A 22,401-nucleotide genomic window follows, 5' to 3' on the forward strand; every position below is an offset into this window, starting at 1 on the left:
GCCCGGTGGCCGGCCGCATTCCTGATCGCGACATCGCGGCCATCCGCGACCAGGTTCGCATCGAGGACGTCGTCGGCGACTACGTGCAGTTGCGGCGCGCGGGCGCGGACTCTCTGAAAGGGCTGTGCCCATTCCACGACGAGAAGTCGCCGTCGTTTCACGTGCGGCCCAATCACGGCCACTTCCACTGTTTCGGCTGCGGTGAGGGTGGCGACGTCTACGCCTTCGTCCAGAAGATCGAGCACGTCAACTTCGTCGAGTCGGTCGAACTGCTCGCCGACCGCGTCGGCTACACGATCACCTACACCGGCGCCTCGACCACCAACGTGCAGCGCGACCGCGGCAGCCGCAGCAGGCTCTTAGCGGCCAACGCGGCAGCCCAGGAGTTCTACGCAACGACGCTGGAGTCCGACGAGGCCGCACCGGCGCGACAGTATTTGATCGAGCGCAACTTCGACGGCCAGGCGGCCAAGCGGTTCGGCTGCGGCTTCGCGCCGTCTGGCTGGGATACGTTGACAAAGCACCTGCTGCGCAAGGGTTTCGAGTTCAAAGAGCTCGAGGCGGCCGGCCTGTCCCGGGAAGGCAAACGCGGTCCGATGGACCGCTTCCACCGCCGGCTGCTGTGGCCTATCAGGGCCAGTGGCGGCGAGGTGATCGGCTTCGGCGCCCGCCGGATCTTCGACGACGACCCGATGGAAGCCAAGTACGTCAACACCCCCGAAACCGTTCTGTACAAGAAGTCGTCGGTGCTGTTCGGGCTGGACCTGGCCAAGCGCGACATCGCCAAGGGGCATCAGGCTGTCGTGGTCGAGGGCTACACCGACGTGATGGCGATGCACCTGGCCGGGGTGACGACCGCGGTCGCGTCCTGCGGAACCGCGTTCGGCGACGAACACTTGTCGATGCTGCGCCGACTCATGATGGACGACAACTTCTTTCGCGGTGAGTTGATCTACGTCTTCGACGGCGACGCGGCGGGTCGGGCGGCTGCCATCAAGGCATTCGAGGGGGAACAGAACCTGGCCGGGCAGTCGTTCGTCGCGGTGGCCTCAGAAGACAAATTGGCTGGGATGGATCCATGCGACATCCGCCTTAATTTCGGCGACGGTGCGCTGCGCGACCTGGTAGCCCGTCGAACACCGTTGTTCGAGTTCGCAATCCGCACCGCGCTGGCCGAACACGACCTCGACAGCGCCGAGGGGCGGGTCTCCGCCCTGCGCCGGTGCGTGCCGATGGTGGCCCGCATCAAAGAGCCGATGCTGCGCGACGAGTACGCGCGGCGGCTGACCGGATGGGTGGGCTGGGCCGACGAGGCGCAGGTACTGGCCCGAGTGCGCGAGGAAGCGCAGAAGCGGGGGATGCCCGAACGCGGCGGTCGCAGGCGCGCCGCGAGCGATCAGACGCAGCCACGAAGGTCGCGTACCCCCGACCCGGGCTCGCGGCCCGACCCCGCAGACCCGACGCTGTGGCCGCAGCGCGAGGCGCTCAAGGCCGCGCTGCAGTATCCCGCGCTGGCGGGGCCGGTGTTCGATTCGCTGACGGTCGAAAGCTTCACGCACCCGGGCTACGCCGCGGTGCGCTCGGCCATCGACGCCGCCGGCGGCACGTCGACCGGCCAGTCCGGCGCGGAGTGGATCGAGACGATTCGAACGCATACCGAGACGCCGGCCGCGGCGAGCCTGGTCAACGAACTCGGGGTGGAAGCCATCAACGTCGACGACGACGAGCGGTTACCGCGCTACATCGGCGGAGTGTTGGCCCGGTTGCAGGAAGTCTGGGTCGGCCGCCAGATCGCCGAGGTCAAGTCCAAGCTGCAGCGCATGTCCCCGGTCGAGCAGGGCGACGAGTACCACGCATTGTTCGGGGACCTGGTCGCGATGGAGGCGTATCGGCGCAGCCTGCTCGAGCAGGCCAGCGGAGACGACATCTCTGCGTAGCCCCCGGTAACGCGATATGGTGGGCGCGCTATACAACCGTGGGAACGGTCAGGAAGGCGTGCACGTGACATCGACCAACAACCGGACGCGACGGTTCATCGCCGCAGGCGCGTTAGCGGTGGCCGCGGTCGCTGCGCCGCTCGCAGCCTCCGCGCTGTCTGAATCCAATGCGGACCCGCAGCCGCTCAGCCAGTGCCTGGCGTGGTTCGGGAACAAGGAGGACGGTCGTTGCCTGGGCGTTTCCAACGGCAACGGCATCAACGTCGGCACGCCCGATTTCGGGCTCAACCAGAGTCAGACCGGCGTCAACACGGGTCCGCTGGTTCCGGGCCAGACGATCACCGATCCCTACCGTTAACGGACCTTTCTCACCTGCGCGGTCTCGGGGCCGATGATCTCGGTTCCGTTGTCGATCTCGGTCAACTTGATCATCGGTGGATCCGGTGACACCCGATCGGCGATCTTGCGCCGTCCGGCGTCGAGCACGGCTTTCGCCGCGGGGCTCTCGGTGACCGCCTTGTAGGTGCCGGCGATCTGCTCATATCGGCGGCGGCCGGCCTTCGAGCCAAGTACATAGCCGACACCCAATACGACGAAATACCCGATCACAGGGTCCCTTCCAGACGACGGTGCGTTGCGTTCCATCCTGCCTCACGTACCTGAGAGCGCGACCGGTGGCGGCGTATTGGCGGCGCCGCCGACACGTAAGCTAGAGTCAACCCCCGTCCCGCACACAGCGCGATGGCGGGAGAGCAGTCCCCTGTAGCTCAATTGGCAGAGCATTCGGCTGTTAACCGAAGGGTTGCTGGTTCGAGTCCAGCCGGGGGAGCAACACCACCACTTTCGGCTTCGCAACCGTGTCGGGCCAACCCATCTCACCTCGCGCAGCGCATGATGGGCGGATGGCTGATGCAGGCATCTGGATCGCGTGGGGTATTCCCACCCGCGGACGCGAAGTGCAAGCACTCGAACTTTTCCGGGAGTCCCTCGAGGGCTACGGCGCCCAGCTTCTGCGCGATGGGGCGATCGAGCGCTACGACGTCGCCGTGCTGCGTCCACAGAGTATGCAGCTGGGCGGCTTCGTCTTGATCCAAGGGTCGCCAGAGCAGATCGACACGCTGCGTCGAGACGAGGACTTTCAGCGGTTCGTGACTCAGGTCCAGCTGGTCGCCGACAGCGTCGGAATGGTCGACGCGTGGGTGAACGACGGCCTCGGTGAGGCGTTCGATCTGTATGAGAAAGCGCTACGCAAGGGCGGCCTTCTGGCCCCATAGGTGATAGCTCCTCCGTGAACCCGTAACGCAAAACCCCTACACGGCGATGACTGCACTGACAGTTGTTGCGAATGGGACATCTGCCGGTTTTGCTGTACACCCCCCATAACTGCTATTACATTGCTTCGACGGGGCGGGGGATTTTCTTCGGAGGGCAAACATGGGCGCAGCAAGGTACGTCGGCCGTGTCGGGGGGCTGGCCGTCGCGATGGGAGTTGGTACCGCGATCGCCGTGGGACACGGCTACGCAGTGGCCGACACCACCGACTCGCCATCGGACAACTCCTCTAAGTCGGAGTCCGCGAGCAGCGCAACCGGCGCCAGCGGCGGGACGGGTACCGCGACCGGGTCCGCGACGTCAGGCAACGGTGCGACGGCCTCCACGACGGGGTCGACGTCCACGGCGGGGTCGACTTCGACGTCCACCTCGACCTCGGCGGGAACCGACAAAGACGACAAAGTTGACAAAGACGACGACAAAGACGAGGAGGCGTCCGACTCGACGACGCGGACCCGCACGGTCACCGGCGGGGTGACGGTCAGCGCCCAGACCAATACGGGATCCTCGCGCAACAACGCCGAGGAGGAAACCGAGGACGAGAAGGCAGCGACTCCGACGGCGGAAGCACCGAAGCCGATGTCGACACCGACAGCCGAGCCCACCGTGACTGCGACCCCGGAGCCCACGGCCACACCGACGGCCGAGCCGACCCCGAAACCAACGGCCGAGCAAACCCCGGTACCGACGCCCGAGCCGACAGCGACGCCGGCTCCTGAGCCGTCGCCAACACCCTCCGCCGAGCCGAAGCCGACCGCCGAGGCGGGAAAGGACTCCGACACCGGCGAAGCGGACCCGTCGTCGCAACCGAAGCCCGACGCAACCTCGAAAACTTCCGCCCAACAAGCCGGCACCGCGACCGACACGGATGCCACGCAGTCGCTTTCCGATCCCGCCGCGGCGGTGCAGGAAACGGGGAACTACGTCGTGTTCGCCGATGCCCGATCACTGGCGACGACGACGATGAACAACGCCTCGCCGTTGATGCTCGCCTACCAGCCGACGGCCGTGACGCCGGCGGCTCCTGCGAACCTGTTCACCGCCGTGACGAATCTGGTCACCAACACGATCAACTGGATCCTCAACCCGCTGGCAGGCACGGTGCCGTCGTCACCTGCGCAGCCGCCGCTGATTTGGGGCCTGCTCGCGTTCGCGCGTCGTGAGTTCGAGAACTTCTTCGCGGCGCTGTCGGGCCGGCCCTCCACCACGCCGACGGTGATGACCCCGACGCTGATGGTCGAAGACGCCCCGATGGCCAGGATGGCGCTGATGGCCGCCGAACCCTTCACTCCGCTGTACTCACCGTTCCCCAACCCGCAGGTGAGTCCGTCGACGCAGTTCGTCTCCTGGGTCACGGGTCCTTGGTCGTACCCCGGCAATCCGCTCATGGCCAACACCGTCGACCGCTTCTCGGTCGGCGGCACCGACCTCGGCATCATGTGGGACAACGGAATTGAGGACGACCCCACCACTCCGGAAAACGAACATCAGGTCCTGATCGCGTTCGGCGACACGTTCTTCGACGGCAACATGTCGCAGGACTGGCGGTCCAACACCATCATGCGCACCTCCGACTGGTACCTCGCCAACGGGATGGAGATCCCCGACGGGGAGTGGTACAACGGCAACATGTTCGGTGGCGCGCCGCTGGGCCCCGACGGATTCCCGACTCGAGCCAGGCAGGTCATCTTCCCCGAAGGTCTGCCCGCCGGGATCACCCTGATCCCCACCGCGGGAATCTCGGTGCCCGTGGAAGACTCCAAGTACGGCGCGATCCAATACGTGAGTTTCATGTCGGTGACCCAGTGGGGCGCACCCGGCACCTGGACAACGAACTACTCGGCGATCGCCTGGTCCGACGACAACGGCGAAACCTTCCATGTCGCACCGGAAACCGTTCGCTACAACCAGCCGTGGACCGGCAACCAGAACTTCCAGCAGATGGCGTTCGTCCGGCCCGGCGACGGTTATGTCTACGCGTACGGCACCCCCAACGGCCGTCAGGGCGCGGCTTACCTGGCACGGGTGCCCGAGCAAGACATTCTGGACCTGAGCAAGTACGAGTACTGGAACGGCAGCAGTGCCTGGGGCGGGGCCCCGGCCGGCTGGGTCAAGGGCAACCCTGCCGCAGCCACGTACGTGTTCGGTGTCGAGCAAGGCGCCTGCGGTGCCACCTACGCAGGCAACCAGGTCAGCGAAATGTCTGTGCAGTACAACAAACAACTGAACAAGTACGTGGTCCTGCACGGCGACCAGTTCAACAACATCGTGATGCGGACGTCGGACACGCCACAGGGCGCATGGTCGGGCCCGAAGGTGTTGATGAACCAGCAGCCCGGCGGCATCTACGCACCCATGATGCATCCCTGGTCGCCGTCGACCCAGGGCACGGGCACCGACCTGTACTGGAACCTGTCGGAGTGGAACTCCTACAACGTCATGATGATGAAGACCGACCTGAGCAAGGTGTGACGTGTTGAGAGTCGTGCTCGTCGGCATGCTGATCCCTCTGATCAGTGCCCCCGTCGCGTGCGCAGAACCCGGTCAGCCGCCAGGTCCGCCGCCGCAGACCGGTCAGTGCACCGCCGATCTCGAGGGCGCCATGACGCAGGTGCCTGGCACGGACACCCTGTCGGTGTGCCGGGGTGGCGCGTGGCAGGACGTGATCGGTCCGCAGCCGCCCGCCGACCGCTGGGTGAGCCAGGCGTCTCCGCTGAAACTGCACGGACAGGGCATGCGCAATCCGGACATGGCCGCGGGCAAATGGATTGGGACGCCGCGGGATTCGAGCACGACGTGCCGCGCACAGCAGCAGGTCGTCGTCAGCCCCGGTGAGCTCAGTACGCCGACCGCCGTCGAAGCCAACCCGGGTCAACCGCTACACTTCGACGTGCCCCCGAGGATGTTCTTGATCGAACTGAGCGGCGACTGCGTGTGGACGCGTAGCTGAGCCCCCCGTCAGGGCCCGCAGAAGATGGGCGTCCCGGTGAACAGGTCCCTACCGCAGATCGCACCGGGCGCCGGCGGAGGCGCCGGATAGAGGCGACCGCTCTCGTCGATCAGGTCGTTGCCCTGATACCGATACTGGTGGCAGACGTTCCAATCCCAGTCAAGCGTTCGGTTCGATGCCGCCGACGGAGGAGTCTGACCGGGACACCAGCTGAACCAGTAGTAGTCGGCCCCGGCCGCACTTGCCAAACCCAGCCCGGCTAGCGCCATGCCGCTGGAAACCGCTGCCATTGCGGCGAATCGCAATAAGGCCTTCATGATCGCATCCTTTGCCTCACGGCACCGCCGCGTCGGCGGTGCCTATGCGGTCAAGTACACGGCCGTCCCGCTGCTACCGATCCCAAGAACCCCGTTACTTCGGCTCGATGGTGCCCGAGCTGATCGCGTCCTGCTCGGTGTGCTCGTCGGCGTCGGGAATGCGCTCGGGATGCAGCATCTCCGCATAACGCAACTGTTCGGGTATGCCGAAGCCGTCGACGAGGAGTTCGGCGTACGGGCGTAGTGTCCGGCAGCGTTCGTTGATCCCACGGGTGACGGCCTTCGCGCGTTCGGTCGAGATGAACCTGTGCTCGATGAACCACGCCCGGTCCTTTTCGATCACCGACAGCGCGTACAGATCGCACACCATGTTCAGGATCTTGCGGGCCTCGTCGTCCTCGCACGCATCGATGCCCGCAACGAACGCTTCGAGGATCACCCGGTCGATGTGGGCCTGGGCGCTGTGCAGCACATGGTCCTGCACCGCGTTGAAGGCGTCGAACTCGCTCATCTCCTTCGACTTACCCTGCAACCGGCGCGCCACCGTGGAGATCATGTATTCCTCGCGGTCCTCGAACATCTTGACCTGAGTGCCGCGGTTGAACAGGCTGCCTTCCTCCTCGTTGTCCTGCCGGGTATCGAGGATGGTCTGCATGATCGTCTCGGCCGCAGTGCGTTTCAGCACCCGTTCACCGGCGAAGTTCGCGGCGAACCGCACCCATTCGACCGGGCTCATGCTCTTGACGTCGTCGGCGTAGGCGGTGAGCAGCTGCTTGGCCACCAACTGTGTGAGCACGTGGTTGTCGCCCTCGAAGGTGGTGAACACGTCGGTGTCGGCCTTCAACGCGATCAGACGGTTCTCGGCCATGTAGCCCGCGCCGCCGCACGCCTCGCGCGCCTCCTGGATCGCGCGGGTGGCGTGCCAGGTGTTGGCGGCTTTCAAACCGGCTGCGCGGGCCTCGAGCTCGCGCTGCTCCTCCGGATCGGGTTCCTCGGCGCTCTGCAGGTCGTGGCATTTGGCGACGAGTTCGTTCTGCGCGAACTGCAGCGCATACGATTCGGCGATCAGCGGCAGCAGGCGGCGTTGGTGCACGAGGTAGTCCATGACGAGTACCTCGTCCCCGTCACCAGGCGCCTCGAACTGCCTGCGCTGCAACGCATATCGCGTGGCGATGTCGAGCGCGACGCGGGCTGCGGCCGCGGCGCTGCCGCCGACGGTGACGCGGCCGCGGACGAGGGTGCCGAGCATGGTGAAAAACCGGCGGCCGGGGTTCTCGATCGGCGAGCTGTACGTGCCGTCGGGCGCGACGTCGCCGTACTTGTTGAGAAGGTTCTCGCGCGGGACGCGGACCCGGTCGAACTGGATCCGGCCGTTGTCCACGCCCGGCAGGCCACCCTTGTAATGGCAGTCCGACGTGGTCACGCCCGGCAGGTCGTTGCCCTCCTCGTCGCGGATCGGGACCAACACGCAGTGCACACCGTGCCCTTCACCATCGGGGGTGATCAGTTGGGCGAAAACAGCGGCGATGCCGGCAGTTTCGGCGGCACCCCCGATGTAGTCCTTGCGCGCGGTCGGCGTGGGGGAGTCGACCACGAACTCCTGGGTTGCCGGGTCGTAGGTCGCGGTGGTCTCCAGCGCCTGCACGTTGCTGCCGTGACCGGTCTCGGTCATCGCGAAGCAGCCGAGAAGCTCGCAATCGATGATCGGCTTGACGTACTTCTCGTGATGTCGCTCGGTGCCGAGGTTCTCCACGGCCCCGCCGAACAACCCCCACTGCACACCGGCTTTCACCATCAGCGACAGATCGCTCATCGCCAACATCTCGATCTGCGTGACTGCCGCACCGACATCGCCGTTGCCGCCGTGCTCTTTTTTGAAGCCGTCCTCGGCGGCACCCATAGCCGCCATGATCTTGAGCTGCTCCGCCACCTTCGTACGGGCGATGACAGTGTTGGGGGTGTAGTGCGGTCGGAAGACCTCGCTGGAGAGCTCCGCACGCATCCGGTTCTTCACATCGCGCCAACGTCCGTCGAGCGCATTGCGCAGATGTTCGGCAGTGGTGGTCATGTCTCGACGGTAGCCGTCCGCGGGCCACCGCAAACTGTGATGTGGTAAACCCAGGCAATCCTCACTGGACCAGGCCATATCCGTGGCGTTGAATCGTCGGTATGACCGCCCCGACCGGAGTGCCACACACCTCGACGCACCGGCACGCCGATGTCACAGGCGGCTGGCTGCGCGCCGCGACCTTCGGCGCCATGGACGGCCTCGTCAGCAACACCGCCCTCATCGCCGGTGTCGCCGCTGCGGCCGACGCGGACACCGTTGTCATCAGCGGCGTTGCCGGGCTATTAGCCGGTGCGTTTTCGATGGCGCTGGGGGAGTACACCTCGGTCACCACCGCCAACGAACAAATCGAATCCGAGGTCCTGGTCGAGCGACGAGCCTTTCGCAAGCACCCACAGGCCGAGAAGGCGGAGCTGGTGACGATGTTGATGGACATGGGCATGACCCGTGAAACCGCGGTCAAGGCCACCGATGAGGTGCATCGCGACGAGCACCGGGCCCTGAACTTCCACCTCGTCCAGGAGTTGGGCGTCGACCCCCGGGAGAAGCCCTCGCCGTGGGTCGCGGCAGGGTCGTCGTTCCTGATGTTCACGCTCGGAGCGATCATCCCGCTGATCCCATACCTGCTCGGCTTCAGCTCGCTGTGGGCAGGGCTGGCGTGTGGTGGTGTGGGCCTGCTCGTCGCGGGTGGCGTGGCCGCGCGTTTCACCGGGCGACCGATCTGGTTCGCCTCTCTACGTCAGCTGGCTTTCGGGACTCTGGCCATCGCGGCGACCTATGTCGTCGGACTGTTGGTGGGCACGACCGTCACGTGAGCGAAGCGGTTCGCACCGCTACTCGTCTCGCAGAATCGGCGCGAGCGTCGCAAGACCCTTGATCTTCCCTGACGCTTCAGCCGGTGTCCGCGACCGCTGTCCTCGCTGAATAACCGGGCGGTCCAGGATCTGCATCCGCTGTGAGTGAAGCAGCTGATGAACCCCCCGTGGTTCACACCCGCCGGCCGAATGGCCCGCTGCCAGGCGACCCAAGTGCTGCTGAACATGTTCGGAGACTGCGATATTCGCAGATGCGGCAGTCGCGGGTCACCGCCTGAGTTCAAACCGCGAGATTGTATTCCGGCGGGCTCCCACTCGTCGAACTCCTGCTGCTCGAATGCGGCTTCGCGACGAAGCAGGCATCAGCTGTCGCCGACGGTGACCTCTCCTTTGCTGGTCACTTGGTGACGGTGTTGGACGTCGACGCCTCGTCAAGCAGCCGTCGCAGTACGCGCACCGCGTCAGTGAGCGTCTCCCGGTCGGCGCCGTCGAGCCGTTCGAGGTACGGATCGATCACCGCGCCGCGGATCACGCGCACCTGCCGCAGCGTGTCCACCCCTTTGGGAGTGATCCGGATCAGCACCGCGCGCGCGTCCTCGGGGTCGACGGTTCGCGACACCATGCCGGCCTCCTCGAGGCGGCGAACCTGGGTCGTCATCGTCGGCTGTGAGCAGTGGTCGAGTGCGGCCAGATCGGAGATGCGGGCCTCGCCCTGGTCCTCGATCGTGGACAGCAGTCGCGCCTGGGCATACCCGAGGGGCAGGCGGGCCCGCTGCGTGGCCAGTCGGTTGATCCGGGCGACCACGGACAACAGATCGGCTCCGAGCGTCTGGGTCATGCCGCCAGATTAGGTGTTCCAGAGGCCGAATCCGCCCGATCGATCCCAGCGCAGTGTGGCCGCCCCGATCGCGACTGGCAGAATCGTGCAATGACCGCGACCGGGGCCCGAACTCGACATACCGGTCGTTTGCGTCCCGTCGAACTCGCGCAGGCCTCCGTCATGGCGGCGCTGTGCGCGGCCACCGCGATCATCTCCGTGGTCGTCCCGTTCGCGGCGGGGCTTTCTCTGCTGGGCACGGTGCCGATGGGGCTGCTGGCCTACCGCTACCGGTTGCGGGTGCTGCTCACCGCAACCATCGCCGGCGGCATCATCGCGTTCCTGATCGCGGGCATGGGCGGGTTCATGACCGTCGTCAACTGCGCCTATATCGGCGGACTGACCGGCATCGTCAAGCGCCGCGGACGCGGCACCCCGACCGTCCTGTTCGCGGCGCTGATCGCCGGAGCGGTGTTCGGGACGGCGGTGGTGGTGGCGCTGTCCATCCTGTCGCGGCTGCGTCACCTCATCTTCGAATCCGTCACCGCCAACATCAACGGCCTCGCCGCGGTGATCGCCCGCATCCCCGATATGGAGGGCGCGGCCGAGCGCCTCAAGCGCGACTTCGCCACGGCGATCGATTACTGGCCGCTGTTGTTCTTCAGCGCCGGCGTGATATCGATCACCTTCGTCAGCCTCGTCGGGTGGTGGGCCCTGTCGCGGGTGATGGAGCGGCTCTCGGGCATCCCCGACGTCCACAAACTGGAGTCGTCCAAAGACGTCGGCGCTATCGCCCCGGTGCCCGCGCGGCTGCGCGATGTCCGGTTCCGCTACCCGACCGCCGACCACGACGCGCTCGGGCCGGTCTCGCTGCGCGTGGAGCCGGGTGAACACCTCGCGGTGACGGGTGCCAACGGCTCGGGCAAGACGACGCTGATGCTGATGCTGGCCGGGCGGGAGCCGACTGCGGGCGCCATCGAACGGCCGGGCGCCGTCGGGCTGGGCCGCATCGGCGGCACGGCGGTCGTCATGCAGCACCCGGAGAGCCAGGTGCTCGGCACCCGCGTCGCCGACGACGTGGTGTGGGGGCTGCCGCCCGGCAAGGCCACCGACGTCGGCCAGCTGCTCGCCGAGGTGGGCCTCGACGGGTTGGCCGAACGCAACACCGGCGGGTTGTCGGGTGGCGAACTGCAGCGGCTTGCCGTCGCGGCGGCGCTGGCGCGCGAACCGTCGCTGTTGATCGCCGACGAGGTCACCAGCATGGTCGACCAGGAGGGCCGCGAGGGGCTGATGTCGGTGCTGTCCGGGCTGACGCGGCGCCACCAGATGTCGCTGGTGCACATCACCCACTACAACGATGAGGCCGACGCGGCCGATCGCACGGTCGACCTGTCCGGTAACGGCGACGCAGCCGACAACGCCGACATGGTGGAATCCGCCGATGCTCCGTCCGGGACCGTCGCTGCCGGCGTCGATGCGCCTCCCGTGCTGGAACTCGTGGAGGTGAGCCACGAGTACGGCAGCGGCACACCGTGGGCCGCGACGGCGCTGCGCGACATCACCTTCACAGTCCATGAGGGCGACGGCCTGTTGATCCACGGCCTCAACGGGTCGGGCAAGTCGACGCTGGCCTGGATCATGGCCGGTCTCACCGAACCGACCGCGGGTGAATGCCTGCTCGACGGGAAGCCCGCATCAGAACAGGTTGGCGCCGTGGCGATCTCGTTCCAGGCGGCGCGGTTGCAGCTGATGCGCAGCCGGGTCGACCTCGAGATCGCGTCCGCAGCCGGGTTCTCTGCGCGTGATCGCGGTCGCGTCAACCAGGCGCTGTCGACCGTCGGCCTGGATTCCACGTTGGCGGACCGGCGCATCGACCAGCTCAGCGGGGGACAGATGCGTCGCGTCGTCCTCGCCGGGCTGCTCGCCCGCTCGCCGCGGGCCCTCATCCTCGACGAGCCGCTTGCCGGCCTGGACGGCGCGAGTCAGCGGGGCCTGCTGCGGTTGCTGGTCGACCTGCGCCGCCGCGTCGGGCTCACCGTCGTCGTGATCTCCCACGACTTCGCCGGGCTGGAGGAATTGTGCCCGCGCACTTTGCATCTGGAAGGTGGCGTGCTGGTGCCCGCACCGACGACGGCGGGGGGACTGTCATGACGGCGCCGACGAAGCGTCGGCAGCGCAGGGGCGTCGTGCTGCTGCGGCCCGTGCCCGGCAACAGCGTGGTTCACCAACTCTGGGCCGGTACGAAGCTTCTGCTGGTCGCGGCCATCGGCGTGTTGATGACGTTCTATCCGGGCTGGGTGCCGATCGGCGCCGTCGCGGTGATCGTGCTGATCTCGGCGCGGCTGGCCAACATCCCGCGCGGCGTGCTCCCGTCGATCCCCGGGTGGCTGTGGTTCCTGCTCTTTCTCGGCGGCTTGACGGCGACCTTTGCCGGCGGCAGCCCCATCATCTCCATGGGTTCGGTCGAGGTCGGGCTGGGCGGTCTGCTGAACTTCCTGCGCATCACCGCGCTGTCGATCGTGCTGCTCGGTCTCGGGGCGATGGTGTCGTGGACGACGAACATTGCCGAAATCGCGCCCGCGGTCGCGAAGCTGGGCAGACCGCTGCGGGTGTTCCGGATACCGGTCGACGAGTGGGCGGTCGCTCTGGCGCTGGCGCTGCGCGCCTTCCCGATGCTGATCGACGAGTTTCGCGTGCTCTACGCCGCGCGGAATCTGCGCCCGAAGCAGGTGCACCCGAGCCGCCGCGGACGGTGGCGCCGTTGGTGGCTCGAGGCGATCGATCTGTTGGCCGCTGCCATCACCGTCGCGCTGCGCCGCGCCGACGAGATGGGGGATGCAATCACCGCGCGCGGTGGTGCCGGACAGATCTCGGCCGCACCGTCGGGGCCCAAAGCCATCGACTGGTGGGCGTTTCTCATCGTCGCGGCAGTGTGCGGGACGGCGTTGGCGCTGGAGTTGACGGTGGCGGGCACGAGCGCCGTCACCCGATGACCCTCACTGCGCCGAGAGTGCGGTTTCTGATGCGAATGCGCCCAGATCACGTCATAAACCGCACTCTCGGTGAGCCCTACCGTTGCGCGGCGGCGTTCGCGGCTTCCTGAGCCTCGGCCAGTGCCGTCGCCACGTCGCGCCGGCCGAGGAACATCTCGTCGAAATAGGGTTTGAGCGCGTCGAATCCCGCGGCGAAACCGGCACCTCCGGGTGCCTCGATCCGGGGGCCGTCGAGCACATCGAAGAACGGGCTGACGTCGACGCCGCGGGAACGCCAGTACTCGTGGTAGACCCGCTGCGCGTCGAGCACCGCGGGGATCGCCGCGCCGCCGGCGCCGAGGTACGCGTTGCCGCGGGCACTGCCCATCCAGGCCAGCACCTCGCGCACCGCCTCGGGGTGCGCGGTGGCCGAATTGCCAGCGGCGGCAATCCCGTTCGTCACGCTGACACGGCCGGCGGGTCCTTCGGGCAGCACCGCGATTCCCCAGCGGAACGGGGCGGCGTCGGCGATCGCCGCCAGGTTGTACGTCCCGGACTGGAACAGCGCCATCTTGCCCTGCAAGAACTGGTTGCGGGAGAAGTCGCCGTTGTCGTTGGTGGCCGATGCGGGCGGGGCGACGTGATCGATGTTGATCAGCGCCACCAGATACCTGAACGCCTGGGCGGCCTGCGGATTGTCGAACGCGAACCGGTCGCCCACGGCGAACACCCCACCAGCCGAACCGATGTAGTTGAGGTAGATGCCCTGAAGGTCGTTGGCGGCGTTGTACCCCCACTGCCGGACCCGCTGCGCGTCGAAGCCCGCTGTGCCAGCGGTGCGGCCCTGGTGGTCGAGGGTGAGGCGGGCCAACAGCGGTCGCAGCGTGTCGACGGCCGGATCCGGCGACCAGCGCAGCGTGGCCAACTCGCTCGGGTCGACTCCCGCAGCGGAGAGCAGGTCGGCGTTGTAGTACAGCCCGATCCCGGCGTCGGTCAGTTGCGGTACACCCCACAGCGTTCCGTCGCGGGTGAACTGGTCGACCACCGACGGCTCCCACGCCCGCGAGGCCGCCGTGTGATCGACGTTCATCAGGCGGCCGCTGTCGGCGTATTCGGCGAAGTAGGCGTTGCTGATCCAGAAGATGTCGTCTGCGCCACCGCCCGCGACATCGGTGCGCAGGCTGTCGAAATACGTCGAGTAGGCGACAACGTTCACGCGCACCTCGATGCCGGGATGCGCACGTTCGAACTCGGAGAACGACGCGCGGTAGGCCGCGGCCACCTGCTCATCCCACAACCGCACGGTCACGACCGTCCGGCCGCCCGCGTCATTCGGTTGCCCGAGCAGCACGGCCACGACCAGCAGCAGCACACCCGTCATCGCCACACCTGTCGCGAAGAGCGTGGAAAACCTCGGCCGCACGCTCATTTCAGCCCCGTCACCACGATCGAGCGCACGATGTGGCGACCCAGAGCGACGAACAACACCAGCAGGGGCACGATCGCGACCGTCGTCGCCGCCATCACCAGCGGCCACTGCGCGTTGTAGCGCGACTGCAGGCCCGCCGTCGCGACCGTCAACACCTGCCACTGGCCACCAGTGGTGATCACCAGCGGCCACATGAAGCTGTTCCACTGCGAGACAACGGTGATCAGCGCCAGCGTCACCAGGATCGGTCTACTCGCGGGCAACACCACGTGCACGATGACATCCAACGTGTTGGCACCGTCGATGCGGGCCGCATTGACCAGATCGCCGGGGATGGTGCGAAAGTACTCGCGCAACAGGAAGATCGCGTAGGGCGAACCGAACATGAACGGCAGCACCAACGCCCAGAAGGTGTTACGCAGCCCCGCCTCGGCCATCATCAGGTACAGGGGGACGACGGTGACCGTCGCCGGCACCATCAGTGTCGCGACATACACCCAGAACAGCGCGTCGCGGCCGGGAAACTGCAGCCGTGCGAACGCATATGCCGCCAGCACGGAGAACGTCAGCTGGCCGAGTAGAATCACCGCGGTCATCAGCGCGGTCACGACGACGGCCCGGCCGAAGCCGGCGTCGGCCAGGTTCGCGTAGTTCTGCAGGGTCGGCGGCAGAGGCAGGGACAGCGGTGACTCGGTGTCGAAGGTGCGCGGGTCCCGCAGTGAGGCCAGGACGCCGAGGATGAACGGCGCCAACGTGATCAGCGCACCCGCCAGCAGGATGGGGTAGATGACGGCGGCGGACGTGACGCGGCTAGGTGAGGTCATAGCTGATCCGTCGACGGAAGTACAACTGCTGGACGATGGTCACGCCGACCAACAGGACGAACAACACCACCGCCATCACCGCGGCCCGGCCCACCGCTGCGGCGCCGAATGCCTCGGCGTAGATGCGGTGCGCCACCAGGTCGGTCCGGTTCTGCGGACCGCCGCCGGTCAATGCGTACACGGTGTCGAAAACCTGCGCCGCGCTGATGATTCCGGTCACCAGTACGAAGAACAACGTCGGCCGCAACATCGGCAGGGTGATGTGCCGGAAGCGTTGCCACGTCGTCGCGCCGTCGGTGCGGGCCGCGTTGTGGATGTCGGTGGGAATGTTGAGGATGCCGGCCAGGAAGAATAGCGTCACGTATCCCACGTTGGTCCACACGACCACTGCCGACACCACCGGCAGTCCCAGCGTCGGATCCGTGAGCCAGTCGATCTGGCGGCCGAGGACGGTGCTGACCGCTCCGTCGGTGGGTGCCAGGATCCAGCGCCACAGCACCGCGATCGCCAGCGGCGCACAGATCCACGGCAGCACATACACCGTTCGGAAGAAGCCGCTGCCGGGCAGCCCGCGTGCCAGCAGCGAGGCCGCGATCAATCCGAGGAGGGTCTGCGCGGGCACGACCAGCACGACGAACAGCAGCGTGACGACCAGCGAGGTGCCGAACGTCGGATCGGTCAGCACCGACTGCCAATTGCGCAGGCCCACATACTCCATCGGGCTCAGCAGGTCCCACCGGTGCAACGACAGCCACACCACCACGAACATCGGCAGCAGCATGAACGCGACGACTCCGAACAGGCTCGGCGCCAGGAGTGCGTACGCGGTCGCGGTCGTGCGGCGGCGTTGTGCCATCCGAGTCATTAAAGCGGCCCGGCGGCGCCACCACTACGGTGGTGTCGTGGCAGCTACCCGAAGCGTGGACGCCGACTTCCTCGACCTGCCGAGGAGCGAGTTGGCCGAGGCGGCGACCTCGGCGGCCGTGGCCGCAGGCGCCAGCTACGCAGACCTTCGCATCCAGGCGGTCACTTCGGAGCTCGTGCAGTTGCGCGACGGTGTCCTGCAGACCGCGGTCGTCGACCGGGAGATCGGGCTGGCGGTCCGTGTCATCGTCGACGGGACGTGGGGCTTTGCCTCCCATGCCGAGCTCAGCTCCGAGGTCGCCGCCGAGACCGCACGCCGCGCGGTGAGGGTGGCACGAATGTTGGCGGCCCTGAACGCCGAGCGCATCGAGTTGGCCGCCGAGCCCGTGTACTCCGATGTCACTTGGGTTTCCGACTACGACGTCGACCCGTTCACCGTCGCAACCACCGACAAGCTCGCCGTGCTCGGAGAATACTCGGGGCGGCTGTTGGCCGCGGACGGCGTGAATCACGTCTCAGCGGGACTGCAGACCGCCAAGGAGCAGACGTTCTACGCCGACACGTTCGGTTCGACGATCACCCAGCAGCGGGTGCGGGTGCAGCCGTCGCTGGAGGCGGTCGCAGTCGATGCCGCGGCGGGGACGTTCGAGACGATGCGAACACTGGCCCCGCCGACCGCGCGGGGCTGGGAGTACGTCGCCGGCGACGAGGTGTGGAACTGGACCGATGAGCTGGCCATACTGCCGACGTGGCTGGCCGAGAAGGTCAAGGCGCCCAGCGTCACGGCGGGGCCGACGGATCTCGTCATCGATCCATCGAATCTGTGGCTGACGATCCACGAATCGGTCGGCCATGCCACCGAATACGACCGGGCGATCGGATACGAAGCCGCGTACGCGGGGACCTCGTTCGCCACACCCGACAAGCTGGGCACGATGCGCTACGGCTCACCGGCCATGAATGTGACCGCCGACCGGACCGTCGAATACGGTTTGGCGACAGTGGGTTTCGACGACGAAGGGGTACAGGCGCAGAAGTGGGATCTGGTGCGTGACGGTATCTTCGTCGGCTACCAACTGGACCGGGTGTTCGCACCGCGGCTCGGAGAGGAGCGCTCCAACGGGTGCGCCTACGCCGATTCGCCGCACCACGTGCCGATCCAGCGGATGGCCAACGTGTCGCTGGCGCCGAGCGCCGACGAGGTGAGCACCGAGGAATTGATCGCCCGCGTCGACGACGGTATCTACATCGTCGGAGACAAGAGCTGGTCAATCGACATGCAGCGCTACAACTTCCAGTTCACCGGGCAGCGCTTCTTCCGCATCCGCGACGGCCGGCTCGACGGTCAGCTGCGCGACGTGGCGTACCAGGCGACCACGACCGACTTCTGGGATTCGTTGGAGGCCGTCGGTGGTCCGTCGACGTGGCGGCTCGGCGGCGCGTTCAACTGCGGTAAGGCGCAGCCGGGCCAGGTGGCCGCGGTGAGCCATGGTTGTCCGTCGGCGTTGTTCCGCGGCGTGAACGTGCTCAACACCCGCGCCGAGGGCGGGCGGTAAGCGATGATCGGCGCACAGCAAGTGGTGGAGATCGCGCTGGCGGAGGCGGCCCGGTTGAGCGGTGCAGACGACACCGTCGTGTTGGTGACCGACCAGGCCGACGCGTCGTTGCGGTGGGCGGGCAACTCGATGACCACCAACGGCGAGTCGAGGACCCGCTACACGACGGTGATATCGGTAGTACGCAAGGGAAGCGCATCCCATGTGGGTTCGGTGCGATCCAGCGAGGTGGACCCATCGACCATCGCGGGTCTGGTGGCGGCATCGCAGGAGGCGGCGCGCTCGGCGCCCGAGGCCCGCGACAGCGCGCCGCTCTTGACGGGTGGTGACGCACCGCCCGATTGGGATGCTCCGGTGCCCAACACCGGAGCAGAGGTGTTCCTGCCGGTGGCCGACTGTCTCGCCCGCGCGTTTCGCGGCAGCGACCGGCTGTACGGGTATGCCCGGCACATCCTGGAGACGACGTTCGTCGCGACGTCGGGCGGGCTGCGGCGGCGCTACACGCAGCCGACGGGCTCGGTGGAGATCAACGGCAAGCGTGACGGCGCAAGCGCATGGGTCGGCGTCAACGCCGCCGATTTCGGCGGTGTGCCCATCGATTCCATGCTCAAGGAGTTGTCGACGCGCCTGGGGTGGGCCCGGCGCACGGTGGAGTTGCCCGCCGGCCGTTACGAGACGATCCTGCCGCCGTCGGCGGTGGCAGACCTGATGATTTTCCTGACATGGGCGATGGACGGCCGGGGCGCCCAGGAGGGTCGCACGGCGTTGTCGGCGCCCGGCGGCGGCACACGGGTGGGGGAGCGGCTCACCGATCTGCCGTTGACGCTGTACTCCGATCCGTTCGCTTCGGGACTGGCCTGCACGCCGTTCGTCGCGACGTCGACGTCATCTGAACGGATTTCGGTATTCGACAACGGGATGGACATCGAGCGGGTGGACTGGATCCGCGACGGCGCGATCAACGCGCTGGCGTACCCGCGTGCCGCGGCCGCGGAATTCGACACGGCGCCGGCGGTGCCGGCGGGCAACCTGCTGATGACCGGCGGGGAGTCGGAGTTGGCGGACATGATTGCGGGGACCGAGCGTGGTCTGCTGCTGAGCACACTGTGGTACCTGCGGGCGGTCGACCCATCGGTGCTGCTGCTGACCGGACTGACCCGGGACGGCGTGTATCTGATCGAGGACGGCGCGGTGACGGCGGCGGTCAACAACTTCCGGTTCAACGAAAGCCCGTTGGACCTGCTGCGCCGCGCGACGGAAGCGGGAGTCAGCGAGTTCACGTTTCCGCGCGAGTGGGGTGATTGGGCGACGCGGGCGGCGATGCCGTCGTTGCGGATTCCGGACTTTCACATGTCCTCGGTCAGTCAGGCGCAATAATCGGGGCGTGGGCGCTGATGAGCTTGCCGATCGGATCGCCGGTTTGGTGGCGATGTCGTCGGGTGACAGCCAACGGGACACGCTGATCCGGTTGACGTGCGGCAGGTCGCTGTCGTTGCCGCCGCTGGCGGTGCAAGTCGACCTGCTCGACGAGTCCACCGAAGCGGACCGGGTGGTGGCGGCGTTCGCCGAGCAGTTCGCGACCGACGTGACGGGTATCGGTGACAACCAGCGCAAGCGGCTATCGGAGACTTTGGGCGACAACGTATTTCGGACCATCGTCGCGACTTTCATCGCGGACTTCGTGCCGCGGGTGTGGGCGGGCTGTGAAGCGCTGGGGTTAGGGAGACCCGGTCACGTCAGCGTCGTGGAGTGGGATCCGGAGTCCGATCCCGTCGATGCGTTGCTCAACGGGTTCGCACCGGCGGTGGCGCGGTTGCGGGCGCTCGATCCGGTGACCACGGAGATCGTCCGGTTGCGTGGCGCGACGCAGCACAACTGCAGGTTGTGCAAGTCGTTGCGCGACGGCGACGCGTTGGACTCGGGCGGCTCGGAGGAGATGTATGGGCAGATCGAGGCCTATGAATCCGCCGAGAGCCTGACCGACGCGCAGAAGGCGGCGCTGCGGTACGTTGACGCGCTGATCTGGTCGCCAGCGCGCATCGACGCCGAGGTCGCGGCGGAGGTGCGGCGGAATTTCTCGGAGAAGCAGTCGTTGGAGCTGACGCTGGATGTCATGCGCAACGCGTGCAACAAGATCGCGGTAGCGCTGGGCGCCGACACGCCGCGGGTGGCTTCGGGCACCGAGAGGTACTCGATCGGTGACGACGGGCAGCCGGTGTACGCCGATATCGCCTGACGGCTCCCGGCCAGCGCTCTAGATGCCCACCTCTGAGGGGCATGCTATGTAGGTGCCCACCTCGCAGCGAAAAATTCGCTGGGAGCGAATTCGTCGCTGAAAGGTGGGCACATCGCGATATGGGACGATGGTGTCGCGCAACGCGCCGGGGCGGTAGCTCAGTCGGTTAGAGCCGCGGACTCATAATCCGTTGGTCGCGGGTTCGAGCCCCGCCCGCCCCACAACCAACTTGTATCAGGTCGGCTGATGCTGGACATATCTGTTTCGGGTGTCGCCTGACAGTGTTTCGGCGGATGCTTGACAGTTGCTTCGGGTGATCCATGACACTCATCTGAGAGCTGGGCGGCCGCTGGGTCCGCCGATCGGTGGACCGCGGTTCCTCCTCCGAACCCTCCAGTCTGCGGACTGTTCGAGCTGTCGTTTCGGGCGATAGTTGTTTCACCGAACGGGCCTCGACCAGCGGGGCCCGGGGCACAGGGAGGTAGCAACATGAACAAGAAGACCACCACGGAGAAGGTCGCCGTCGGCAGGCTCACCATCACCAGCCCCGCAGGCCGAGCCGGTCCCGCCTATTGCTCGTGCATCGTGCCCGGCAACAGTGATCCGTCCGGGCGACGGTGATCCGCCGTGGCGCTTGAAGGTCGACTTCAAGAGGCGTTGGCGTTCGAAGCGCCCTACGTGATCGATCGACTTGTCAGGGACCGGATCGTCGCGACCCGGGAGTCTGCCGAACAGCTCTTCACCGAGGCAAAGAAGTACCTCGTATTGTCGGCGGCAACCCCTGACAAGTCGTTCGACATGTGTTCATCCCTGGTGGACGAAGCCTGGCACGCCTTCGTGCTCTTCACCACCGAGTACACCGACTACGGTCAGCGTTACTTCGGGAGCTACGTCCACCACGCGCCCGCCGGTGAGCGCGGCGGGCCCGAAACGACCGCACAGGCTGGCGCCTCACAAGAGGCGGCTTCCTTCGACGAGTTCTGCCGGCGATATGAGCAGCTGTTCGGGCAGCCGCTCCCAGGAATCTGGTACGACATCGACAACGTCACTCCGTCAACCCGGGTCATCAACGATATGGCACACACGTTGACGATCGCCGCCGAAAACCACACCGTCCACGTTATGGACGGTACCGGGAACACCGTGCTCTCCGTTGATGGGATAGCAACCGAGGCAGTGGAATTCATCGTCAACACGCACGCGTTCTATGTCCGCGAACTCGCGGGAGACCTCACCGCGGCCGAGAAGGTCGGCTTGATCCAGCCTCTCGTCCGATTGGGCGTTCTGCGTGTGGCGCCCTAGCGGCCGCAGCGCTCGACATCGATGATCAGGCTCAGAACTGATAGCTCCGAAAGCGACGCCCTCGCCCAAAAGGACCGCTGCGCGGTACGTTGCCACGCGTGAGCGAAGACAGAGTTCGAGTGGAAATCAGCGGCACCGGCGTGGCCACCGTGACGATGATTCGCGCAGACAAACACAATGCGCTCGACCACGCCATGTTCGAAGGCCTGGTCAATGCCGCCGCGCAGGTGGCGGGTGTTCCTTCGATCCGCGCGGTCGTGCTTCACGGCGAGGGTAAGAGCTTCTGCTCAGGCCTCGACGTCGCGAGCTTCGCGGCCCAGCGGGGCGGCACGAACGTCCTGTTGGACCGAGACACCGATCACCCAGCCAACTTCGCTCAGCGCGTGACGTACGACTGGTCGCTGGTGCCCGCGCCCGTCATCGCCGCGATTCACGGCAACTGCTTCGGCGGCGGTCTTCAGATCGCGTTGGGCGCAGACATCCGAATAGCGGCTCCCGATGCGAGGTTGTCCGTCATGGAGATCAAGTGGGGTCTCGTTCCCGACATGGGTATCACGCAGACACTGCCCCGGCTGATACCGATCGACGTCGCCAAGGAGTTGACGTTCACCGGTCGTATCGTCTCCGGCAGTGAGGCCTCGGAGCTCGGTTTGGTCACTCGCACCGCGGACGATCCGCTCGCCGCCGCGTTGATACTTGCCGACGACATCGCGCAGAGATCTCCGGATGCCGTGCGCGCCGCCAAGCGCCTCTACAACGAGACCTGGGTCAGTGATGACGCCGCGGCGGCGCTGTCGCGTGAATCCCAGTTGCAGACCGAACTGCTCGGCAAGCCCAATCAGATCGCTGCTGTCACGGCCGGGATGTCGGGGGAGCAGCCCGTCTTCACCGATCCCAAGTAGAACCAAGTCCTCAGCGGTGTGACGGTCACGCTTCGATCTCTCGGAATTTGTTGAGTCAGTTCTCAGTCCACTCTCAGTCA

General features: G+C 66.6%; 22 protein-coding genes and 2 tRNA genes. 16 read left to right on the top strand and 8 right to left on the bottom strand.

The window, feature by feature from the left end; translation table 11 throughout:
• The first annotated feature begins 5 nt into the window (after positions 1-5).
• Positions 6-1,937, top strand: coding sequence for a DNA primase (dnaG, locus tag CEX87_RS17735; protein ID WP_064394135.1), 1,932 nt, complete (start codon positions 6-8; stop codon positions 1,935-1,937).
• Positions 1,938-2,001: 64 nt separating this feature from the next.
• Positions 2,002-2,295: a DUF7155 family protein gene (locus CEX87_RS17740; protein ID WP_332888963.1), complete on the top strand. Its 294-nt coding sequence runs from the start codon at positions 2,002-2,004 to the stop codon at positions 2,293-2,295.
• On the opposite strand, the gene CEX87_RS17745 is transcribed toward CEX87_RS17740, so the two are convergent.
• Positions 2,292-2,546 (bottom strand): hypothetical protein, encoded by a 255-nt coding sequence (locus tag CEX87_RS17745; protein WP_094288335.1) that lies wholly within the window; start codon positions 2,544-2,546, stop codon positions 2,292-2,294. The genes CEX87_RS17740 and CEX87_RS17745 overlap by 4 nt on opposite strands.
• Positions 2,547-2,693: 147 nt before the next feature.
• On the opposite strand from CEX87_RS17745, the gene CEX87_RS17750 reads away from it, so the two are divergent.
• Both CEX87_RS17750 and CEX87_RS17755 read left to right on the top strand, forming a co-directional pair.
• Positions 2,694-2,766: transfer RNA gene (locus CEX87_RS17750), tRNA-Asn, on the top strand.
• A 73-nt stretch (positions 2,767-2,839) separates the two neighbouring features.
• The gene (locus CEX87_RS17755; RefSeq protein WP_064394209.1) at positions 2,840-3,211 is read left to right on the top strand and encodes a hypothetical protein; all 372 of its coding nucleotides are present in this window, start codon (positions 2,840-2,842) and stop codon (positions 3,209-3,211) included.
• A 243-nt stretch (positions 3,212-3,454) separates the two neighbouring features.
• On the opposite strand, the gene CEX87_RS27645 is transcribed toward CEX87_RS17755, so the two are convergent.
• Positions 3,455-3,874, bottom strand: a complete 420-nt coding sequence (locus CEX87_RS27645) for a hypothetical protein (protein WP_233151430.1) — start codon at positions 3,872-3,874, stop codon at positions 3,455-3,457.
• Between the two features lies 1 nt (position 3,875).
• Here CEX87_RS27645 and CEX87_RS17760 point away from each other — a divergent pair, with 1 nt between their 5' ends.
• Positions 3,876-5,741, top strand: a complete 1,866-nt coding sequence (locus CEX87_RS17760) for a DUF4185 domain-containing protein (RefSeq protein ID WP_233151431.1) — start codon at positions 3,876-3,878, stop codon at positions 5,739-5,741.
• A gap of 1 nt (position 5,742) precedes the next feature.
• The gene (locus tag CEX87_RS17765; protein ID WP_094288339.1) at positions 5,743-6,219 is read left to right on the top strand and encodes a hypothetical protein; all 477 of its coding nucleotides are present in this window, start codon (positions 5,743-5,745) and stop codon (positions 6,217-6,219) included.
• An 8-nt stretch (positions 6,220-6,227) separates the two neighbouring features.
• Here CEX87_RS17765 and CEX87_RS17770 read toward each other — a convergent pair whose 3' ends face one another.
• Both CEX87_RS17770 and CEX87_RS17775 read right to left on the bottom strand, forming a co-directional pair.
• Positions 6,228-6,536, bottom strand: coding sequence for a hypothetical protein (locus CEX87_RS17770; protein WP_142301104.1), 309 nt, complete (start codon positions 6,534-6,536; stop codon positions 6,228-6,230).
• Positions 6,537-6,630: 94 nt separating this feature from the next.
• The gene (locus CEX87_RS17775) at positions 6,631-8,604 is read right to left on the bottom strand and encodes an acyl-CoA dehydrogenase family protein (RefSeq protein ID WP_094288343.1); all 1,974 of its coding nucleotides are present in this window, start codon (positions 8,602-8,604) and stop codon (positions 6,631-6,633) included.
• Between the two features lie 101 nt (positions 8,605-8,705).
• Between CEX87_RS17775 and CEX87_RS17780 the strand changes: the two genes are divergently transcribed.
• Positions 8,706-9,419, top strand: a complete 714-nt coding sequence (locus CEX87_RS17780; RefSeq protein WP_064394129.1) for a VIT1/CCC1 transporter family protein — start codon at positions 8,706-8,708, stop codon at positions 9,417-9,419.
• Between the two features lie 397 nt (positions 9,420-9,816).
• On the opposite strand, the gene CEX87_RS17785 is transcribed toward CEX87_RS17780, so the two are convergent.
• On the bottom strand, positions 9,817-10,257 hold the full coding sequence (locus CEX87_RS17785) for a MarR family winged helix-turn-helix transcriptional regulator (protein ID WP_094288345.1): 441 nt from the start codon (positions 10,255-10,257) through the stop codon (positions 9,817-9,819).
• Between the two features lie 90 nt (positions 10,258-10,347).
• On the opposite strand from CEX87_RS17785, the gene CEX87_RS17790 reads away from it, so the two are divergent.
• Positions 10,348-12,387, top strand: a complete 2,040-nt coding sequence (locus CEX87_RS17790) for an ABC transporter ATP-binding protein (RefSeq protein WP_064394127.1) — start codon at positions 10,348-10,350, stop codon at positions 12,385-12,387.
• Positions 12,384-13,229 carry a CbiQ family ECF transporter T component gene (locus tag CEX87_RS17795; RefSeq protein ID WP_094288347.1) on the top strand — a complete coding sequence of 282 codons (846 nt, stop codon included), beginning with the start codon at positions 12,384-12,386 and terminating at the stop codon, positions 13,227-13,229. The genes CEX87_RS17790 and CEX87_RS17795 overlap by 4 nt, the downstream gene beginning before the upstream one ends.
• 76 nt (positions 13,230-13,305) lie before the next feature.
• Here CEX87_RS17795 and CEX87_RS17800 read toward each other — a convergent pair whose 3' ends face one another.
• The 3 genes from CEX87_RS17800 to CEX87_RS17810 are packed head-to-tail and all read right to left on the bottom strand — an operon-like array spanning position 13,306 to position 16,317.
• Positions 13,306-14,637 (bottom strand): ABC transporter substrate-binding protein, encoded by a 1,332-nt coding sequence (locus tag CEX87_RS17800; protein ID WP_094288349.1) that lies wholly within the window; start codon positions 14,635-14,637, stop codon positions 13,306-13,308.
• Entirely contained in the window at positions 14,634-15,461 is an 828-nt protein-coding gene (locus CEX87_RS17805) for a carbohydrate ABC transporter permease (protein WP_094288351.1), read from the bottom strand. The genes CEX87_RS17800 and CEX87_RS17805 overlap by 4 nt, the downstream gene beginning before the upstream one ends.
• Complete coding sequence (locus tag CEX87_RS17810; RefSeq protein ID WP_416171917.1) at positions 15,448-16,317, bottom strand: carbohydrate ABC transporter permease; 870 nt, start codon at positions 16,315-16,317, stop codon at positions 15,448-15,450. Before CEX87_RS17810 ends, CEX87_RS17805 begins: the two co-directional genes overlap by 14 nt.
• Before the next feature lie 46 nt (positions 16,318-16,363).
• Between CEX87_RS17810 and CEX87_RS17815 the strand changes: the two genes are divergently transcribed.
• From CEX87_RS17815 to CEX87_RS17840, 7 genes are all read left to right on the top strand, one after another.
• Complete coding sequence (locus CEX87_RS17815; RefSeq protein WP_094288355.1) at positions 16,364-17,881, top strand: TldD/PmbA family protein; 1,518 nt, start codon at positions 16,364-16,366, stop codon at positions 17,879-17,881.
• A gap of 3 nt (positions 17,882-17,884) precedes the next feature.
• Positions 17,885-19,258, top strand: a complete 1,374-nt coding sequence (locus tag CEX87_RS17820) for a TldD/PmbA family protein (protein WP_094288357.1) — start codon at positions 17,885-17,887, stop codon at positions 19,256-19,258.
• A 52-nt stretch (positions 19,259-19,310) separates the two neighbouring features.
• The gene (locus CEX87_RS17825) at positions 19,311-20,117 is read left to right on the top strand and encodes a carboxymuconolactone decarboxylase family protein (protein ID WP_094288462.1); all 807 of its coding nucleotides are present in this window, start codon (positions 19,311-19,313) and stop codon (positions 20,115-20,117) included.
• A gap of 147 nt (positions 20,118-20,264) precedes the next feature.
• Positions 20,265-20,338: transfer RNA gene (locus tag CEX87_RS17830), tRNA-Ile, on the top strand.
• A gap of 268 nt (positions 20,339-20,606) precedes the next feature.
• On the top strand, positions 20,607-20,738 hold the full coding sequence (locus CEX87_RS27855) for a hypothetical protein (RefSeq protein WP_269845548.1): 132 nt from the start codon (positions 20,607-20,609) through the stop codon (positions 20,736-20,738).
• Positions 20,739-20,744: 6 nt separating this feature from the next.
• A complete protein-coding gene (locus CEX87_RS17835; protein ID WP_142301105.1) occupies positions 20,745-21,419 on the top strand; it encodes a glycine-rich domain-containing protein in 675 nt (224 codons plus the stop codon).
• A 98-nt stretch (positions 21,420-21,517) separates the two neighbouring features.
• Positions 21,518-22,321, top strand: a complete 804-nt coding sequence (locus CEX87_RS17840) for a crotonase/enoyl-CoA hydratase family protein (protein ID WP_094288361.1) — start codon at positions 21,518-21,520, stop codon at positions 22,319-22,321.
• Positions 22,322-22,401: the final 80 nt, after the last annotated feature.

Source organism: Mycobacterium lehmannii, assembly GCF_002245535.1.
Taxonomy (GTDB): domain Bacteria; phylum Actinomycetota; class Actinomycetes; order Mycobacteriales; family Mycobacteriaceae; genus Mycobacterium; species Mycobacterium lehmannii.

Excerpts from the sequence above, each read along its gene's own strand:
- CEX87_RS17755 (WP_064394209.1), top strand. The coding sequence starts at position 2,840 with ATGGCTGATGCAGGCATCTGGATCGCGTGGGGTATTCCCACCCGCGGA.
- CEX87_RS17770 (WP_142301104.1), bottom strand. The coding sequence starts at position 6,536 with ATGAAGGCCTTATTGCGATTCGCCGCAATGGCAGCGGTTTCCAGCGGC.
- CEX87_RS17775 (WP_094288343.1), bottom strand. The coding sequence starts at position 8,604 with ATGACCACCACTGCCGAACATCTGCGCAATGCGCTCGACGGACGTTGG.
- CEX87_RS17780 (WP_064394129.1), top strand. The coding sequence starts at position 8,706 with ATGACCGCCCCGACCGGAGTGCCACACACCTCGACGCACCGGCACGCC.
- CEX87_RS17785 (WP_094288345.1), bottom strand. The coding sequence starts at position 10,257 with ATGACCCAGACGCTCGGAGCCGATCTGTTGTCCGTGGTCGCCCGGATC.
- CEX87_RS17790 (WP_064394127.1), top strand. The coding sequence starts at position 10,348 with ATGACCGCGACCGGGGCCCGAACTCGACATACCGGTCGTTTGCGTCCC.
- CEX87_RS17795 (WP_094288347.1), top strand. The coding sequence starts at position 12,384 with ATGACGGCGCCGACGAAGCGTCGGCAGCGCAGGGGCGTCGTGCTGCTG.
- CEX87_RS17800 (WP_094288349.1), bottom strand. The coding sequence starts at position 14,637 with ATGAGCGTGCGGCCGAGGTTTTCCACGCTCTTCGCGACAGGTGTGGCG.
- CEX87_RS17805 (WP_094288351.1), bottom strand. The coding sequence starts at position 15,461 with ATGACCTCACCTAGCCGCGTCACGTCCGCCGCCGTCATCTACCCCATC.
- CEX87_RS17810 (WP_416171917.1), bottom strand. The coding sequence starts at position 16,317 with ATGGCACAACGCCGCCGCACGACCGCGACCGCGTACGCACTCCTGGCG.
- CEX87_RS17820 (WP_094288357.1), top strand. The coding sequence starts at position 17,885 with ATGATCGGCGCACAGCAAGTGGTGGAGATCGCGCTGGCGGAGGCGGCC.
- CEX87_RS17825 (WP_094288462.1), top strand. The coding sequence starts at position 19,311 with ATGTCGTCGGGTGACAGCCAACGGGACACGCTGATCCGGTTGACGTGC.
- CEX87_RS27855 (WP_269845548.1), top strand. The coding sequence starts at position 20,607 with ATGAACAAGAAGACCACCACGGAGAAGGTCGCCGTCGGCAGGCTCACC.